General features: G+C 68.4%; 14 protein-coding genes. 8 read left to right on the top strand and 6 right to left on the bottom strand.

The window, feature by feature from the left end; translation table 11 throughout:
• Both ASF72_RS02875 and ASF72_RS02880 read right to left on the bottom strand, forming a co-directional pair.
• On the bottom strand, nt 1–639 hold the full coding sequence (locus ASF72_RS02875; RefSeq protein ID WP_018761823.1) for a potassium channel family protein: 639 nt from the start codon (nt 637–639) through the stop codon (nt 1–3).
• A 40-nt stretch (nt 640–679) separates the two neighbouring features.
• A complete protein-coding gene (locus tag ASF72_RS02880; protein ID WP_050687439.1) occupies nt 680–2,113 on the bottom strand; it encodes a TrkH family potassium uptake protein in 1,434 nt (477 codons plus the stop codon).
• Nucleotides 2,114–2,216: 103 nt separating this feature from the next.
• Between ASF72_RS02880 and ASF72_RS02885 the strand changes: the two genes are divergently transcribed.
• Both ASF72_RS02885 and ASF72_RS02890 read left to right on the top strand, forming a co-directional pair.
• A complete protein-coding gene (locus ASF72_RS02885) occupies nt 2,217–3,428 on the top strand; it encodes an acetoin utilization protein AcuC (protein WP_056596447.1) in 1,212 nt (403 codons plus the stop codon).
• A 77-nt stretch (nt 3,429–3,505) separates the two neighbouring features.
• The gene (locus tag ASF72_RS02890) at nt 3,506–4,102 is read left to right on the top strand and encodes an ArsR/SmtB family transcription factor (RefSeq protein WP_056596450.1); all 597 of its coding nucleotides are present in this window, start codon (nt 3,506–3,508) and stop codon (nt 4,100–4,102) included.
• 103 nt (nt 4,103–4,205) lie between these two features.
• Here the strand turns inward: ASF72_RS02890 and ASF72_RS02895 are convergent, their stop codons facing one another.
• Complete coding sequence (locus ASF72_RS02895) at nt 4,206–5,543, bottom strand: alpha-hydroxy acid oxidase (RefSeq protein ID WP_056596453.1); 1,338 nt, start codon at nt 5,541–5,543, stop codon at nt 4,206–4,208.
• A gap of 97 nt (nt 5,544–5,640) precedes the next feature.
• Here ASF72_RS02895 and ASF72_RS02900 point away from each other — a divergent pair, with 97 nt between their 5' ends.
• Nucleotides 5,641–6,333: a FadR/GntR family transcriptional regulator gene (locus tag ASF72_RS02900; RefSeq protein ID WP_056597393.1), complete on the top strand. Its 693-nt coding sequence runs from the start codon at nt 5,641–5,643 to the stop codon at nt 6,331–6,333.
• A gap of 81 nt (nt 6,334–6,414) precedes the next feature.
• On the opposite strand, the gene ASF72_RS02905 is transcribed toward ASF72_RS02900, so the two are convergent.
• Nucleotides 6,415–7,449: a LacI family DNA-binding transcriptional regulator gene (locus tag ASF72_RS02905; RefSeq protein WP_050684348.1), complete on the bottom strand. Its 1,035-nt coding sequence runs from the start codon at nt 7,447–7,449 to the stop codon at nt 6,415–6,417.
• Between the two features lie 354 nt (nt 7,450–7,803).
• On the opposite strand from ASF72_RS02905, the gene ASF72_RS02910 reads away from it, so the two are divergent.
• From ASF72_RS02910 to ASF72_RS02930, 5 genes are read left to right on the top strand one after another with little or no spacing between them, the layout of a single operon-like run.
• A complete protein-coding gene (locus ASF72_RS02910; RefSeq protein ID WP_050684349.1) occupies nt 7,804–9,240 on the top strand; it encodes a Gfo/Idh/MocA family protein in 1,437 nt (478 codons plus the stop codon).
• A gap of 30 nt (nt 9,241–9,270) precedes the next feature.
• Nucleotides 9,271–10,233 carry an NAD-dependent epimerase/dehydratase family protein gene (locus ASF72_RS02915; RefSeq protein WP_056596455.1) on the top strand — a complete coding sequence of 321 codons (963 nt, stop codon included), beginning with the start codon at nt 9,271–9,273 and terminating at the stop codon, nt 10,231–10,233.
• A complete protein-coding gene (locus tag ASF72_RS02920) occupies nt 10,230–11,135 on the top strand; it encodes a 5-dehydro-4-deoxyglucarate dehydratase (protein ID WP_056596458.1) in 906 nt (301 codons plus the stop codon). Before ASF72_RS02915 ends, ASF72_RS02920 begins: the two co-directional genes overlap by 4 nt.
• Nucleotides 11,135–12,244, top strand: a complete 1,110-nt coding sequence (locus tag ASF72_RS02925; protein ID WP_056596460.1) for a mandelate racemase/muconate lactonizing enzyme family protein — start codon at nt 11,135–11,137, stop codon at nt 12,242–12,244. Before ASF72_RS02920 ends, ASF72_RS02925 begins: the two co-directional genes overlap by 1 nt.
• 46 nt (nt 12,245–12,290) lie before the next feature.
• Nucleotides 12,291–13,742 (top strand): aldehyde dehydrogenase (NADP(+)), encoded by a 1,452-nt coding sequence (locus ASF72_RS02930; RefSeq protein ID WP_050684353.1) that lies wholly within the window; start codon nt 12,291–12,293, stop codon nt 13,740–13,742.
• Nucleotides 13,743–13,826: 84 nt separating this feature from the next.
• Here the strand turns inward: ASF72_RS02930 and ASF72_RS02935 are convergent, their stop codons facing one another.
• Nucleotides 13,827–14,960 (bottom strand): M24 family metallopeptidase, encoded by a 1,134-nt coding sequence (locus ASF72_RS02935; RefSeq protein WP_056596463.1) that lies wholly within the window; start codon nt 14,958–14,960, stop codon nt 13,827–13,829.
• Nucleotides 14,957–16,960, bottom strand: coding sequence for a DUF6807 family protein (locus ASF72_RS02940; RefSeq protein WP_056597395.1), 2,004 nt, complete (start codon nt 16,958–16,960; stop codon nt 14,957–14,959). Before ASF72_RS02940 ends, ASF72_RS02935 begins: the two co-directional genes overlap by 4 nt.
• Nucleotides 16,961–16,989 lie beyond the last annotated feature (29 nt).

Here is a 16,989-nt window from a genome sequence, read left to right on the forward strand (position 1 = left end):
TCAGGGCCTTGCCGCGAAGCGTTCCAGCAGGTCCACGTGGCCTGACACGATCAGCATGTCGCGGGAGGAGACCTTGGTTTCGGGCCGGGCGTAGGTGAAGTCCTCGCCGGGAGACTTCACACCCACGATGGTCACCCCGTACTTGGAACGGACCTTCGACTCGTCAAGGGTGAAGCCCACCGTTTCGCGGGGTGGGTACATCTTCACGATGGCGAAGTCGTCGTCGAACTCGATGAAGTCCAGCATGCGGCCGGACACCAGGTGTGCGGCCCTGACGCCGGCGTCGGCTTCGGGATAAATCACGTGGTTGGCGCCGATCCGGGTGAGGATCTTGCCGTGGGAGGGCGTAATGGCCTTGACCCACAGGTGTTCGATGCCGAGGTCCACGAGGTTTACGGTGATCAGCACCGAGGACTCGATGGAGGTTCCCACTCCCACAACGGCGGAGCTGAACTCCTGCGCGCCCAGCTGGCGGAGCGCGTCGATGTTGGTGGCGTCCGCCTCCACCACGTGGGTGAGCAGCGGTGCCCATTTCTGGACCAGGTTCCGGTCGCGTTCGATCGCGAGCACTTCGCGGCCCTGCTTCACCAGCTGTTCAGCGGTGGACGACCCGAAGCGGCCAAGCCCGATGACCAGCACGGGTGCGTTGTGGGCCGGCCTGCGGGGAGCGTCTGGTGAACTAGCCAATGATGGGCCTCTCTTCGGGGTAGTGGAACAGCTGGCTGCGCTGGCGCAGCGCCAGTCCGGCGGCGAGGGTCACGGTGCCCACACGGCCGGCAAACATCAGCGCCGTCAGGACATACACGCCTTCCGGCGGCAGCTCGGCGCTCAGGTTGGTGCTGAGCCCCACGGTGGCGAATGCGGAGATCGTCTCGAACAGTACCCGGTCCATGGATTCGCCGCTGATGTGGAGCAGCAGGAACGCTGACACAGAGACCAGCGTGGCTCCGGCCACGATGACCGAGATGGCCACCCGCATGGTGCCCTGCGGGATGGTCCGGCCATAAACCTTTACGTCGGCGTCGCCGCGGGCTTCGGCAACGATGGCCAGGAACATCACGGCAATGGTGGTGACCTTGATGCCGCCGGCTGTTGAAGCGGAGCCGCCGCCGGCAAACATCAGGGCGTCGGTGAGGAGCATGGTGGTGGACTCCATCTGGTTCTGGTCCACCAGGTTGAAGCCGCCGGACCTGGTCATCACGGACGCGAACAGGGAATGGGTGATCTTGTCGCCCAGGTCCATGCCACCGATGGTCCGGAGGTTTTCCCATTCCATCAGCCCCCACAGAACCGAGCCCGAGACCAGGAGGATGAACGAGACCTGGATGGTGAGCTTGGTGTGGAGGTTCCACTTCTTCCAGTTCAGCCCGTTCTGCTGCAGGACCATCACCACGGGGAAGCCCAGGCTGCCCAGGAATACACCCAGCATGAGGGGAACCAGGATCCAGAGGTCCGTCTCGTAGGGGACGATGCCGTCAGAATGGGGCGTGAAGCCTGCGTTGTTGAACGCGGAAATGGCGTAGAAAATACCGTGCCAGACGGACTGCCAGAACGGTTCGCCCAGGGTGAGGAACCGAGGGATCAGGGTCAGCGCCAGGATCCCCTCGATCACCACCGACGTGGTGATGACGATCCGCAGCAGGGTGCCCACCTCACCCAGGCGGCCAGCGTTGTTCATGGCTTCCTGGGCGATCAGCTTGCCGCGGACGCCCAGCCTCTTGCTCACCATCAGCGCGAGCAGCGAGGCGAGTGTCAGCGTGCCGAGACCGCCGACGAAGATGCCCACCAGGATGACCAGCTGACCGAAAAACGACCAGTGCACCGCCGTCGACACCACTGTCAGGCCCGTGACGCAGACTGCCGAGACGGCCGTGAACATGGCCTGGTACAGGGGTGTGGGGGTTCCCGTGGCTGAGGCGAACGGCAGGGACAGCAGGAACGTGAACAACAGGCACACCGCGGCGAATGCGCTGAGGGCAAGGCGGGCGGGGGAGGTGTTGGCGATGTCGTCAATGAAGTCGCGCAGCCGCGTGAAGATCCAGAGGCCCTCCCGGTCCTGCGCTGCGGGGTGCCAGCTGGCCGGGTTCCGGGGCCTCGACTGGCTTTGCGTCATGTGTGCTTTTCCTCGGTCGAAACTGCTTCCCTGAGTAGTAAACCACTAATACCGGCGTAATGGCCGGGGCTTCGGGGCACCGCGCTCCGGTAGCCTGTGATTGATGACATACCTGCCCGGTCTCAGCCAGCCCGCGCCGCCAACCACTGTGGCGTGGAGCCCTGCCATGACGGCCTACAACTTTGGTCCCGGCCACCCGATGGCGCCTGAGCGGATGGACCTGACGGCGCGGCTGGCCGGCAGCCTGGGCCTCTTCGACCTGCCGCACGTGGACGTCGCGGCCCCGGAAGTGGCCACGGACCAGGAACTGTCGACAGTTCATTCCACCGACTTCGTGGCGGCCGTGCGCCGCGTCAGTTCCGATCCCACCCAGACTGACCAGGCCCGCGGCCTGGGGACCGATGATGATCCTGCCTTCGCCGGCATGCACGAGGCCGCCGGCCGGCTGGCGGGCGGCTCGCTGATGTCTGCCTCGCGGATCCTGGATGGCTCCGCGCTGCATGCGGTGAATTTCGGTGGCGGCATGCACCATGCGTCCCGGGAGAGGGCCAGCGGGTTCTGTATTTACAACGACGCGGCCCTGGCCGTGCAGCGGCTGCTGGACGGCGGCGTCAGCAAAGTGGCGTACATCGACGTGGACGCCCACCACGGCGACGGGACGCAGAGCATCTTCTGGGACGATCCCAGGGTGCTCACCGTGTCGCTGCATGAAAGCGGCCTGACCCTGTTTCCCGGGACCGGCTTCGCCAACGAGACCGGCGGGACCAATGCCGAAGGAACGGCGGTGAACGTTGCGTTGCCGTCAGGGACCGGGGACGCCGGCTGGCTGCGGGCCTTCCACGCCGTGGTGCCGCAACTGGTGGCTGCCTTTGCGCCGGAGGTGATTGTCAGCCAGCACGGCTGCGACTCGCACCGCGGGGACCCCCTCACGCACCTCAATCTCAGCGTGGACGGACAACGCGAGGCGGTCACCGCCGTCGGGAATATGGCTGCACGCCATTGCGGCGACCGCTGGATCGCCACCGGCGGCGGTGGATACAACGTGCTCCAAGTGGTTCCCCGGGCCTGGAGCCACCTGATAGCAATCGCCGCGGGCCGTCCGGTGCCGTTGCGGACCCCTGTGCCGGATGACTGGCGCCGGTATGTGGAGGAGAAGTTCGGGACCGCTGCGCCGGGCCTGATGGGCGATGACGTGGAGCTGTGGTGGCGTTCCTGGGAGGTGGGATTTGATCCCAACGACGCCGTGGACCGCACCGTGATGGCCACCCGCAAGGCCGTTTTCCCGGTGCATGGGCTGGACCCGTGGTTTGACTGAAACCGCCCCCGGCCGGGGCACTGCATCCGCCGAAATAGTGGATGCCTTTCGGCGTATATGTCGCTAGGGTGGGAGGCATGGTGACAGACGACGTATTTGCCGTCATTGCGGAATCGACCCGGCGGGACATTTTGGTGTCCCTGCGTGCCGGCGACAAGGCCGTGGGGGAATTGGTGGAGGAGCTGGCCGCGAGCCAGCCCACAATTTCGAAGCACCTGAAAGTTCTGCGCGAGGCCCAGCTGGTCAGCATGCGGGCCCAGGGCCAGAAGCGTTACTACGCTCTGAACCGGAAGCCGCTGGAGGGCATTGCCAGCTGGCTGGAGACGTTCGACGTCGGCGGCGGGGCTGCCGCGGAGACGGCCCCTTCCGTACAGCCGCCTGGGTCGGGCCAGGCTCCGGCGTTTGTGGTCGCAGCACCGGCCCCGTCTGCAGAAACCACAGCCCGCCCCGCCGCAGCCGACATACCGCTGGCAGCCGTTGCGGACTCCAGCCCGGCGGATGTCCTGGTGCGGGACGGTGCCGAGTTGAGTGCCGCCGTCGTGATTCCCGGCGGCACCGGCACCCCGCTCAGCGACGACACTGTGCCCCAGCAGATTGGCCGCACCGTGGGCCGTGCCGCCACGAAGGCCGCGGACCTGCTGGCGAACCTCCCCAAGTTCGGCCGCAAGAAGTAGCCCTCACCCAACTGACTCGCAGTTGTTGTCGTTTTCAGCGCTCAAAACGACAACAACTGCGAGTCAGTTGGGAGGGAGGGGGCGGGGCCGGGGTGGGCTCGGGCTACCTGTTGAGCAGGCGGACGTGGTCCGGGGTGAGCTCCGAGATCCGGCTGACGCCCAGCAGCGCCATGGTGCGGGCCATGTCCTTCTCCAGGATCTGCAGGGCGCGGTCCACGCCCAGCCGGCCGCCGGCCATCAGGCCGTAGAGGTATGCGCGGCCAATCAGCGTGAAGTCCGCGCCGAGGGCCAGTGCCGCAACGATGTCCGCGCCGCTCATGATGCCGGTGTCCAGGATGATCGCGGCGTCGGAGTTGTCCTTGGTGAAGGCTTCCTTGACCTCAGGCAGCAGGTGGAACGGGATGGGCGCCCGGTCCAGCTGGCGGCCGCCGTGGTTGGACAGCACCACACCGTCGGCCCCGTGGTCCACCACGCGGCGGGCGTCCTCGGCGGTCTGGATGCCCTTGACCACCAGCTTGCCCTTCCAGGTCTCGCGCAGCCAGTCGAGGTCCTCAAACGTGAGGGTGGGATCGAACATGGAGTTGATGAGGTCCGCGACGGTGCCGGTGTAGCGGGACAGCGATGCGAAGGTCAGCGGCTCGTGGGTGAGGAAGTTGAACCACCAGGCCGGCCGGTAGGAGGCGTCGAGGACGGTCTTGACGGTCAGTGCCGGCGGAATGGTCATGCCGTTGCGGACATCGCGCAGCCGGGCGCCGGCGACGGCGGTGTCCACCGTGACCATCAGGGTGTCGTTGCCCGCCTTGGCGGCGCGTTCGATCAGTTCCAGGGACCGGTCGCGGTCCGTCCACAGGTAGAGCTGGAACCAGTTGCGGCCGTTCGGGGCTGCCGCTGCGACGTCCTCGATGGACGCGGTGCCCATGGTGGAGAGCGTGTAGGGAATCCCGGCGGCTTCGGCAGCCTGGGAGCCGGCGTACTCGCCCTCGGACTGCATCATCCGGGTGAAGCCGGTGGGGGCGATGCCCACGGGCAGGCGGGAGGTCTTGCCCAGGATCTCGGTGCTCAGGTCGATGCTGGAGACGTTCCGGAGGATGCCCGGACGGAACTCGATGTCCAGGAACGCCTGGCGGGCGCGGCGGAGGGTGATTTCCTCCTCGGCGGCACCGTCCGTGTAGTCGAACGGTGCCTGCGGGGTGCGGCGCTTGGCCATGTCGCGCAGTTCCCAGATGGTGCTGGCGCGCTTGAGCCGCGCCTCCTTGCTGAACTCCGGCTTTTTGAACTGCATCAGCGGGGCCAGGTCCGAGTACTTGGGGATCCGGCGCTTCAGGGCCGCGGGCACTGACTTCGCAGCGGCGGCGGGAGCGGAAACAGGCGCGGCCGGAACGTCCGTGGCGGCCGTGGCCGGTGTGGTTTCCGGATTGTTGGGCTGGATGGTGTGGGTCATGGCGTCCTCCATTGGGCCGGCAGGTCCGCGGCGGAACCTCTGTGGTCTAACCACACTGTAGGGCATGTGGTCCAACCACATCAACTACCATTGCATCATGCGTACCCACCAGCTGGTCCTGACCTGGATCGAGAACGAACTTTCCGCCGGCCGGCTGATGGTGGGCGGCCGGCTGCCGGCCGAACGGAGCCTTGCCGAGCAGCTGGCCGTGTCGCGGACCTCGGTCCGGGAAGCCATCCGGATCCTTGAAGCCATGGGGGTGGTCCGTGCCGGGGTGGGCTCGGGCCCCGAAGCCGGCACCGTGGTGATTTCGGATCCGACGGCGGCCCTGGGCTCGGCCCTCCGGCTCCACGTGGCCACCCAGCACCTGCCGGTCAAGGACATCGTGGAAACCCGGGTGCTGCTCGAATCCTGGGCGGTGTCCCAGGCCAGCCCGGACGCCCCGGGGCTCCGGAACGCTGCGGCGCTGCTGGCCGGGATGGACGAGCCGGGCCTGTCAGTGGACGAATTCCTGGCCCTGGATGTGCAGTTCCACCTGGCATTGGCGGATGCTGCCGGCAACGCCGTGGTGAGCGCCATGATGGGCTCGCTGCGCGAATCGATCCAGGGTTACGCGGGGCGGCTGACCGCCAACCTTCCTGATTGGGCGGCCACCGCGTCCCGGCTCATGGCAGAGCACCACCAGATCCTCGACGCCATTACCGCGCACGACGGCGGGCGGGCGGCAAAGCTCGTGGCGGCCCACATCGAGGGGTACTACCAGGAGGCGGGGCTGGGTCCGTCCGCCTGACCCTCAGGGGCCAGACGGAAAGGGGCCAGACGGCGCGGAGCCAGGCGGCGGCGGAGGGTGGTCGGGCCGGACCGGGAAAGCTCAGCCGTGGACTGCCTGCCGTGGAGCCTTGGCCGGTCCGGTGGAAGCCCGCACTTCCAGCCGTGGCTGGTAGCGGCTGCCCGGGGCGTCGTTGTCTTCCTTCCGGATGAGGGCCCGGAGCTGGTGCCAGGCCTGCTCGCCGAGTTCGGTGATGGGTACGGCCGCCGTCGTCAGGGCGGGGGTGGTGTACTTCGCGAAAGGGATGTCGTCGAAGCCTGTCACCGAAATGTCCCCCGGGACCTGCAGGCCGCGCTCATGTAGCCCGCTCATCAGGCCCATGGCCACGAGGTCGTTGAAGGCCAGGATTCCCGTGGCGCCGCTTTCCAGGACGGCGTCCACTGCCCCGTGGCCGGTGTCGAAGTCCGAGCCGCCTTCCAGCATCCTGACCTCCACCTGGGGGTGGGCGGCCTTGAAGGCCTCCAGGCCCTGGAGCCGGAGCCCGTTGGAGGCACTGCGGGGCGGGCCGGACAGGAACGCAAGGCGGGTGTGGCCAAGTTCCACCAGGTGTTCGGCGATGTCCTGGACCCCCTGCCCGTAATCCACCACCAGGCTGGGGATGTCGTCGGCATCGGTGGTCCGGTTGATCAGCACCAGGGGCCGCAATGACGGTGCGATCTCTTCCAGTTCGGCATCCGACATGCGCGGGGCGCAGAGGACCAGCCCGTCGCACCGGCGCCGGGCTTCGCCGGCCAGGATCGCTTCCTCGCTGGAAACCTCGAAGGAATCGGCGATGAGGACGCGGTAGCCGTCCTGCGCGGCGGCGCGGCTCAGGCCACGCAGGATGGCCTGGAAGGTGGGGTTGGCCAGGTCCGGGACCACAATGCCAATGGTGTCTGTTTTGCCCAGCGCCAGGCTGCGGCCCACAGGGTTGGGCTGGTACTTCAGCTCCGCAGCGGCTGCCCGGACGCGGGCGGCGATATCCGGGTCCACCGTGAAGTTACCGTTCATCACGCGGGAAACCGTGGCGTGCGAGACGCCTGCCTTGACGGCGACATCTGCGATGCCGATCCTGCCGGTTGCCGATCTCCTGACCATGGTGGTCCCTTCGTTTTATGCCGGGGCAGGGGGCGTTGGCCTCCTGCCTCCGGTGGCGGCATCCCACGCCGGGGTGCCGGGTAATGAGTCACAGCATATAACGGTGCGGGAAAACGATTTCTACTGTTTTCCCGCGTTTTCCCACACTATCCGGACGGTTTTCCGCCCGGATGGCACGACAGTGCCGAAGAAAACGGTTTCTGCCAGTGTCCATATGGTTGACGGATGGTGCCGGAGGTTGATACAAATCATATAGCGATCTGAGAAAACGCTTTCTCGCCGGGCGGAACAAAATGCCCACGCCGAACCTCCTGGAGCCGCCCACGCGGCCGGGTACACGTCGAAAGGGACCCCATGGTCAGCACAGCCGAGTCGAGTTCACCAGCAACGGCACCCCAGTCCGCTCCCACGGCCGGCACCGCTGCCGCAGGGACCGGAAAAGCCCGCCTCGCCCTGATCGGCACCGGCGGCCGGTCCGAAATGTACATCCGCGCCGTCTACGGCGAGCACGCCGGGACCGCCGAGCTGGTGGCGTTTTCCGACGTCAACCCCGGCCGGGTGGAGTTCTACCAGAAGCTGATCCAGGAACTGGGCGCGCCGGGACCGGTGGCATCGTTTGATCCCGCCGACCTCACCGCATTCATCCAGGCCAACAACATCGACCGCGTTGTGGTCACCACGCCCGATTACACCCACGCCGACTACATCGTCGAAGCCCTGCGCGCCGGCGCCGACGTGGTGGTGGAGAAGCCGCTCACCATCGACGCCGAAGGTTGCCGCCGGATCACCGCCGCGGTGCAGGAGACCGGCCGGAACGTGGTGGTCACGTTCAACTACCGCTACTCACCGCGCAACAGCGCCCTGAAGGAGATCATCCAGAGCGGCGTGATCGGCAAGGTCACCTCCGTCGACTTCAGCTGGGTCCTGGACACCGTCCACGGCGCCGACTACTTCCGCCGCTGGCACCGCGAGAAGAAGAACTCCGGCGGCCTGCTCATCCACAAGGCCTCGCACCACTTCGACCTGGTCAACTGGTGGATCAATGACGTCCCCGAACGCGTCTTCGCCTCCGGTGGGCTGAAGTTCTACGGCGACAAAAACGCCGCGGAACGCGGACTTGGCCCCCGTCCGGAACGTGGCACACCCGACGCCGATGCTCCCGCCACCACGGCGAAGGATCCGTTCACCCTTGACCTGCGGGATGACGAGCGGCTCAAGGCCCTCTTCCTGGACAACGAGCACTACGACGGCTACCGCCGCGACCAGGACGTCTTCACCGGTGGCATCACCATCGAGGACAACCTGGCGCTCGTCGTCGAATACCAGGGCGGGCCGCGCCTGAGCTACTCCCTGAACGCCCACAGCCCGTGGGAGGGCTACCGCGTTTCCGTCAACGGCACCGAAGGCCGCGCCGAACTTGAGGTGGTGGAGCGGGCCGCCGTCACGTCCAGCACGGACAAAAAGACGGTGGTGGACCCGAGCGCAACCCCCATCGAGGAAGACGACGCCATCCGCCGCAACGGCGAGCGCCTGGTGGTCCAGCGCCACTGGGAAGCTGCCTACGAGGTGCCGATCGTCAACGGCGAAGGCGGACACGGCGGCGGCGACGCCCTGCTGCTGTCCGACCTGTTCAACGGACCCGGCGAAGACCCGCTGGGCCGGCCGTCCGGCTACCTGGATGGCCTGCGTTCGGTATCTGTCGGCATCGCCGGCAACCGCTCCCTGGAATCCTCCCTGCCCGTCCGCATCGAAGACCTCGACCTCGGTGTCGACCTTCGCCGCGGCGCCTAATCCGTGCCCTGAGAACCTGAAGGAACAACCATGAGCAGGATCTTTGTTACCGGCGGCTCCGGCCGGCTGGGCCGCAGTGTGGTGGGCGGGCTCGCAGCAGCCGGGCACCACGTCATCTCGGTGGACCGGGACGCCGTCCCGGCGGACCAGTTGCCGGCCGGCGTCGACCAGGAAACCGCCGACCTCCTGGCGCCGGGCGAAGCCGCCCGGCTGATCCGGGAAACCCGGCCCGACGCCGTCATCCACCTTGCGGCGATCGCTGTCCCGTTCAGCGCGCCGGAGGACGTCATTTTCGCAACCAACACCCGGCTCGCGTTTGCCGTTGTGTCGGCGGCAACGGACGCCGGCGTGCACAGGATCGTCACGGCCAGCAGCCCCACCGTGCTGGGCTACGGATCGCCGGCCGGCTGGCTGCCGGAGGCATTCCCGCTGGATGAACGGACCGTCCCGAAGCCCTGGAACGCGTACGCCCTGTCCAAGCTGATCGCCGAACAGACAGTGCAGATGTTCGCTGCGGCCCAGGGCCAGGGGATCCGCTACGCGGCCTTCCGGCCCTGCTACGTGATCTCGCCCGAAGAGTGGGAAGGCGCGCCAACCCAGCAGGGTCACACGCTGGCCGAGCGGCTGGCGGACCCCGCGCTCTCCGCGCCTGCCCTGTTCAACTACGTGGACGCCCGGGACGTGGCTGACTTCCTGGACCTGCTGCTGGCAAAAATGGACACCATCCCCAACGGCGAAACCTTCTTTGTGGGCGCTGCCGATGCCCTGGCCGTTGCCCCGCTGGCGGAACTGATGCCGGCGTTCCTGCCCGGCAGCGAAGCCATCAGTGCCGGCCTCACCGGCACCAGCCCAGCCTTCTCCATCGCCAAGGCCCAGGACCTCCTGGGCTGGCAGCCCAAGCGCAGCTGGCGCACCGAACTCAAATCCAACATCCCCAACGAAGAGCCCGCCGCGCTGGTCAGCGCCGGCAGCGGCCCCAAGGAGACAGCATGAAATTCGACGGCGTACTTTTCTTTCCCGTCACCCCCTTCACGGCCGAAGGTGCCGTGGACACGGACCTGCTCAAGGAGCACATCAGCTCCCGGCTGCCTTTCGGCCCCGGCGCCGTTTTTCCCGCCTGCGGCACCGGTGAATACCACGCCCTGAGCCTCGAAGAGGTGGGCACCGTGGTGCGCGCCGCCGTCGAGGTTGTGGCCGGGAAGGTCCCCGTCGTTGCAGGCGCCGGCGGCCCGCTGGGCCACGCCCTGGCCTCGGCCCGGGTTGCCGAGGAAGCAGGCGCCGATGCGCTCCTGGTCCTGCCGCCTTACCTGGTGACAGGTCCCACCGACGGCCTGGTGGCCTACATCGAGGCCGTGGCGGACGCCAGCTCACTGCCGGTCATCGTCTACCACCGCGGCAACGCGAAATTCACGGCAGCGTCCATGGTGCGGCTTGCAGCCAACCCCAAGGTCATTGGCTTCAAGGACGGCCTGGGCGACGTGGGCCTGGCCCAGGAGATCGTCTCGGCGGTCCGCGCCACCGGCCGGGAGGACTTCGCGTTCTTCAACGGCCTGCTGACTGCGGAACTGACCCAGGGCGCCTACCGGGGCCTGGGCATTCCGCTCTACTCCTCCGCCGCGTTCGCCATGGCCCCTGAAATCGCCAAGGCCTACTATGACGCCTACATTAACGGTGACGAGGACCGGCGCAACGCCCTGCTGGCGGGCTTCTACGCGCCCCTGGTCCGGCTCCGCGACCAGACCCCCGGCTTCGGCGTCTCGCTGATCAAGGCCGGGCTCCGCCTGGCCGGGCTCCCCGTGGGCCCCGTCCGGCCACCGCTGACCGACCCCACCGAGGACCAGGTCCTGGAGCTCAAGGCCATCCTCGCCAAGGGCTACGAGCTGGCCGGCAGCTGATGAGCGCCCCCGCCGCCGGGGCGGTCCGCACCGCACCGAGGATCACCGGGCTCTCCACCCGGCTGATCACGGTGCCCCTGCGCCTGAGCTGGGGAGCGGACGCGCCGGAAAACCACGTGATTGTCACCGAACTCCACACGGACGACGGCGGCACCGGCCACGGTTTCTCCTGGACGCCAACCATCGGCCCGCACGCCGTCAAGGCGTTGCTGGACCACGACATTGCCCCGTTCATCACCGGGCTCCCGGCCCACCCCGAAACGGTGTGGGACGCCTTGTGGAAGCGGCTGCACGAAGCGGGCGGCGGCGGGCTCACCACCATCGCCATGGCCGGGGTGGACCTTGCCCTCTGGGACCTGCAGGCGCGGCAGGCCCACACCTCCGTTCCCGGCCTGCTGGGCCAGCGGCAGGAATCCGCCGAAGTTTACGGCTCCGGCGTCAACCTGCACTACACCCTTGACGAACTTGTGAACCAGGCCCGCCGCTGGGTCGCCGCCGGGCACCGGGCCGTCAAGGTCAAAGTGGGTAAGCCGGACGTGCGCGAAGACGCCGAACGCCTGGCAGCAGTGCGCTCCGTGCTGGGGCCGGACCGCAAACTCATGATCGACGCCAACCAGCGGTGGGACCTGCCCACCACCTTCAAAGCACTGGACGTTTTGGCTGAATTCGGCCTGGAATGGCTGGAGGAACCCATCCGGGCCGACGACCTGTGGGCCTACCGCAGGCTCCGCAAGCATTCGCCGGTCCCTATCGCCCTTGGCGAAAACCTGCACACCATTTACCGGTTCCGCGATTTTATTGAAGCGGAAGCGGTGGACATCATCCAGCCCAACATCATCCGGGTAGGCGGCATCACGCCGTTCCGGCGGATTGTGGAACTGGCACGGACCAACAGCATCAAGGTGATGCCGCACCTGCTGCCCGAGCTTTCGGGGCAACTGGCGCTGACCCTGGCAGAGCCCACGCTGGTGGAGGATGTTGAACAGGCATCCTTTGAACAGCTGGGCATCCTGGCCGGACCGGCGCCGGTGACCTTCAGCGACAGCCGGGTGAGCCTGACGGACCAGCCCGGCCTGGGATTCAGCTTCCGGGATCCCTGGCAGCCCTGATCGATCCCGCAGCCACCACACCAGATACAAGGAACAGGTACCCCACGTGACTACTGCAACGCTTTCCCTGTCAGACCTCACCGCCGCAGCCACTACGGCGGCCAGGATTTCGGCCGCCGCCTCAGACGCGGAGCGGGCCGCCTGGCTCACGGCCGTGGCTGATGCACTGGATGCCAACTCCGCCGAACTGGTGGAGATCGCCGATTCCGAGACCCGCCTGGGTGTTCCGCGGCTCACCGGCGAGGTGGCCCGCACCTCCGGCCAGCTGCGCCTGTTTGCCAAGGTCATCACCGAGGGCTCCTACCTTGAAGCGGTCATCGACCACGCTGACCCGGCCGCCACGCCGCCCAAGCCGGACCTCCGCAGGCTGCTGAAGCCGATCGGCCCGGTGGCTGTTTTTGCTGCGTCCAACTTCCCGTTCGCGTTCTCCGTGGCCGGCGGCGACACTGCCTCTGCACTGGCGGTGGGTTCCTCAGTGATCGTCAAGGCGCACTCCGGCCACGTCCGGCTGTCCGAGCGGACCGCGGAGATCGTGACCGCAGCCCTGCTCGGTGCCGGCGCCCCTGAAGGCCTGTTTGCGCTGGTCAGCGGCCGCGAAGTGGGTACCGCGCTGGTCCAGGATCCCGCCATCAAGGCCGTGGGCTTCACCGGATCCATTCCCGGCGGGCGGGCGCTCTTTGACCTCGCCACCTCCCGGCCCGAACCCATCCCGTTCTACGGCGAGCTGGGCAGCCTGAACCCCGTGGTGGTCACCGCCGCCGCGTTGGAGAACCGCTCCGCCGCCCTCGCGGCTGGCCTTGCGGGTTCCTTCACCCTGGGCGCCGGCCAATTCTGCACCAAGCCGGGCCTGGTGTTCATTCCGGCCGGCACCACGTTTGCCGCCGACCTCGCCGAAGCCAGCAAGGACAAGCCTGCCCTGCCGATGCTGACCGGCAGGATCGCCGAGGCCTACCCGGGCGGCCTGCACAGCTTCGCTGCCGTCCCCGGCGTGGAGGTGGTCAGCGGCAGCGTTGACCAGGACGCCGCCGCCAACGGTGCAGCCCCGGTGATCTTCTCCACCACCGCAGCCCACGTGCTGGACCGCCCCGAAGAACTCCTCGAGGAGTGCTTCGGGCCCACCACCATGTTGATCGAGTACACCAACCAGGCAGAGCTGGCCGAGGTCCTCGCCAAGGTTCCCGGCAGCCTGACCGCCACGGTCCACGCCGAGCCCGGCGAAGACGTCGCTTCTGTGGTGGAACAGCTGGCCGGCCTGGCAGGACGCGTGCTGTTTGACGGCTGGCCCACCGGGGTGGCAGTCAACTGGGCGCAGCAGCACGGCGGCCCGTACCCGGCCACCACCTCACTGTTCACCTCGGTAGGGGCCACCGCGGTCCGCCGGTTCCAGCGTCCGGTGGCCTACCAGGATGCCCCCGAATCGGTGCTGCACCCCGCCCTGCAGGACGCCAACCCGCTGGGCATCCCGCGCCGCGTGGACGGCAAGCTGGTCCTGCCGTAACTCCAGGGACCTGCAGCAGGCTGCTTCATTCAACAGAAAACCCCGGGACGGATGTCCCGGGGTTTTCTGTCTGCCGGGCAGGCCCTACAGCTGCAGCGTGAGGGGCCGTGCCAGCCCGTTCACGGTGGCCGCGGGCCAGCGCGGATCAGCCGTGAGGACCTGGACGCCCGAGCCGGTCAGCTGGACCGTATCCTCGATCTTGACGCCGGGTCCTGACGGGTTCCACGTGAAGGGCTGGTCCTGGACCACGGTATCGGTGACAGCAGCCGTGACCCGCGGATCCCGGCCCGCGTAGCCGGCGGGGCCGCCCTGGTGATGCTGTTCCCACTGCTCGGCGCCGAAGCCGTGCCGGACATAGGCGGACTTGATCTCGGTAAAAACCCGGTCAAGGGTGGTGCCGGGGACGGTGGCGTCGAAGATGTCGGCTTCCACGGCCGCGATGCGGGCCTCGGCGTCGCGCTCGGCCGGACTGCCGGCGTCGAACCTGACCCACCGGGTGATGTTGGCAACCAGGCCGTCCCGGCGGGCGCACACCACGGCCATGGCGCGGCGGCCCAGCGGCGAGTGGGTGGCCAGCGGGTGCCGGAACTGGCTGCGGGCGCTGCCGTTGCAGAGCAGGACCAGGGGCTCCGCACCGGCGGCCACCACCCGCCCGGCCAGGGCTGAGGCGATGTCGAACTCCGTGGTGCGGGGTGTTGCGGTGGACAGGACGTCCGTCAGGATGACAGCCAGTTCGGCGCCCAGCCTGGCGTAGCGGTCGCTTTCCGCCGGCAGCAGCTGCTGCCTGGCGGCCCGGAGTTCCGCCGCGACATCAGCTTCGGCCAGGGGAGCTGAGCCGGGTGCCCCCAGGGCTGCCGCGGCCTCGTGCAGGCTTCCGTACCAGGGCGCCGTGTGGAGGGCGACGCCGGACGGCAGCTCCTCGGCGGCGATCCGGCCCGCTTCGTTGTTGAAGGTGACCAGGTGGTCGCCGTCGCGGTCCACCAGCATCGCGGCAACGGGGTCGCCGGCGAGGCTGATGTGGACGCGGCTGCCGTCCAGGTACCAGGTGAGGGCCGTGTGGGTGGAGAGCAGCAGGGAATCCCGGCCGGCCGCGTCCAGGATGTCCAGGACCCGGCGCCGTTTGATGGCCCGGTCCGCCGCGGAGGCAGGGGCAGCGCGCGTGCCGGACTCCGGTGCGGGTGGCTGCAGCTGGCCGGGGTTAACTGTTGTCTGGCTCATGTGAGGTCCCTTTGCTGCTTGATCAGTGCTTCGATGTCGGGGGTGCCCAGGATGCCGTCCGCCACCAGGACGGTGACGCGGCGCCGGACGGGATTGCCGGGGGTGGCGATAACCGGGGTGTCCCAGGCGAGTGACTGGCCCACCCCGGGGTAGCCGTCAACGCGGACGAACCACGGGTCCGTGGAGCCTGTTTCGGCGAGGAAGACCAGCGTGGCACCGGCCGCGGCACCGCCGTCGTCCGTGGTGAAGGACCCGGACCAGGCCAGCCAGGGCGCCACGCTGCCATGGACAGCGGACTCGCCCTCGCTGGCCGCGGTCCGGACGGAGGCGTCGGTGCAGGCGGGGAACCGCCAGAAGAAGCCGCCGTAGCCGCCTTCGTGGCGGCCGTTGGAGCCCGGGCTGCCCAGGCTCACGGGATGTCCGCCGGCGGGGGAGAGCGCGAAGTCCAGCCCCAGCTGCCACACGCCGGGCCCGACGCCGGACCAGGACCAGGTGCGTTCCTCCACCAGGACGGGGGTGCCGTCCGGGCCCTGCCAGGACAGGGTCTCCTGCAACGTTCCCGGCTTCCCGTCCGCTGCGTCGGTCTGCGCCGCGGCGGTCACCGTGATGCTGCCGTGGTCAGGACGCCAGACGTACTGGCCGGCTGCGCGCGTGTAGGTGCGGCCGCCCCAGAAGTTGATGCCGTCCACATCCTGGAGGGCCACGCCGGCGCCGAGGTGCCACACGTGGTCCAGCGGCTGGTGGTCCGTGACCACGGTGCCCGCAGCGGTCCGGACAGGGTGCAGGTAGGGCCGGGGTGAGGACACCGCACGGATGCGGCTGCCGTCCTGGTACCCGGCCACGGTGTGGCCGGACAGCTTCAGGGTTCGTGCGGGCGGCAGGGAGCGCGCCCAGGGGACGCCGAGTTCTGCAAACGTCGCCTGGGACTTGGCTGCCCGGTCAATGAGGCCGGCGATGCCGTGGACCACGGGATGGGCGTCGTCGCCTTCGCCCTCCCAGGTCAGGTGCGCGTCGGGGATGGCCTGCGGGTCCGGGGCGGTACGGATGGCTTCCAGGACAGCGGTGAACGCACCGGTGTCTGCAAGGGAACTGAGGAGCGGAACACCGGTGGCCCGGGCCGCGAGCAGGTTCTCCAGCAGGTCCGTCCGGGTGTGCTGCTGCCGTTCCTCGCCGTCCGGGGTGCTGATGAGCACCTCGTCCCGGGTGTAGAACAGGGTGATCTCGCCGCGGGTTCCGTGGATGGTGACGGAGGGGTCCAGTTGCGTGGGAGCGCACAGGGTCAAGGCGCACAGCAGGGTAGTGCCGGTGGCGGTGCGGACCCGGAGGACCGAGGTGTCGTCGCTTTCGGTGTGATGGGCCCGGTAAAGGTCAGCCTCCACCGAGGCGACATCCGCCAGCGTGTGGGCCCCGGCCAGGTGCAGGCCCGTGGCCACGGCATGCGCCAGGGCGTTGGTGGCCACGCCGTCCACCACGTCGACGCCGCCCAGGTTCCGCTTCCCGGCCCAGCGGGAGCGTTTGAAGTATCCCTTGGTGCGGAGCCACTGGCCTGTGGCGCTCAGCCCCAGCACGTCACCGATGGTGCCCGCCGCGACGAGCTCCCGGATGGCCGGCAGCGCGGTGGAGCCGAGGCTCTGGAAGCCCACCTGGACGCGCCCGCCGGACGCCTCTGCGGCGGCCAGCATGTCCTGGAACCGGGCCAGCGATGCGGCCGGCGGCTTCTCCACGTAGACGTCCACCCCGGCCGCCAAGGCAGCGATGGCCAGGGGCGCATGGGTCTGGATGGGGGTGGCGAGGATGACCACGTCGGCGCCCGGTCCGTCGGCGAGCAGGGCGTCCAGGGTGGGGAACACGGCCACCGATCCGGCAAGTTTGCCTGGTTCGGGCGGGTTGGGGTCGGCGACGGCCACGAGTTCCAAGGCGCCGGCTGCTTCCAGCCGCGCGAGGTTTGCCAGGTGGCGCTCGCCGAAGCCGTGGACGCCTACAAGCGCGATGCGCGGAATGGCCGGCGGAGTGGCTGCTGCAGCCGGGG

The sequence above is a fragment of the Arthrobacter sp. Leaf141 genome (assembly GCF_001424565.1).
Classification (GTDB): domain Bacteria; phylum Actinomycetota; class Actinomycetes; order Actinomycetales; family Micrococcaceae; genus Arthrobacter.

What these genes read in the sequence shown, in the direction of transcription:
- ASF72_RS02910 (WP_050684349.1), top strand. Translation starts at nt 7,804, where the DNA reads ATGGTCAGCACAGCCGAGTCGAGTTCACCAGCAACGGCACCCCAGTCC.
- ASF72_RS02920 (WP_056596458.1), top strand. Translation starts at nt 10,230, where the DNA reads ATGAAATTCGACGGCGTACTTTTCTTTCCCGTCACCCCCTTCACGGCC.
- ASF72_RS02915 (WP_056596455.1), top strand. Translation starts at nt 9,271, where the DNA reads ATGAGCAGGATCTTTGTTACCGGCGGCTCCGGCCGGCTGGGCCGCAGT.
- ASF72_RS02900 (WP_056597393.1), top strand. Translation starts at nt 5,641, where the DNA reads ATGCGTACCCACCAGCTGGTCCTGACCTGGATCGAGAACGAACTTTCC.
- ASF72_RS02885 (WP_056596447.1), top strand. Translation starts at nt 2,217, where the DNA reads ATGACATACCTGCCCGGTCTCAGCCAGCCCGCGCCGCCAACCACTGTG.
- ASF72_RS02890 (WP_056596450.1), top strand. Translation starts at nt 3,506, where the DNA reads ATGGTGACAGACGACGTATTTGCCGTCATTGCGGAATCGACCCGGCGG.
- ASF72_RS02925 (WP_056596460.1), top strand. Translation starts at nt 11,135, where the DNA reads ATGAGCGCCCCCGCCGCCGGGGCGGTCCGCACCGCACCGAGGATCACC.
- ASF72_RS02935 (WP_056596463.1), bottom strand. Translation starts at nt 14,960, where the DNA reads ATGAGCCAGACAACAGTTAACCCCGGCCAGCTGCAGCCACCCGCACCG.
- ASF72_RS02895 (WP_056596453.1), bottom strand. Translation starts at nt 5,543, where the DNA reads ATGACCCACACCATCCAGCCCAACAATCCGGAAACCACACCGGCCACG.
- ASF72_RS02880 (WP_050687439.1), bottom strand. Translation starts at nt 2,113, where the DNA reads ATGACGCAAAGCCAGTCGAGGCCCCGGAACCCGGCCAGCTGGCACCCC.
- ASF72_RS02905 (WP_050684348.1), bottom strand. Translation starts at nt 7,449, where the DNA reads ATGGTCAGGAGATCGGCAACCGGCAGGATCGGCATCGCAGATGTCGCC.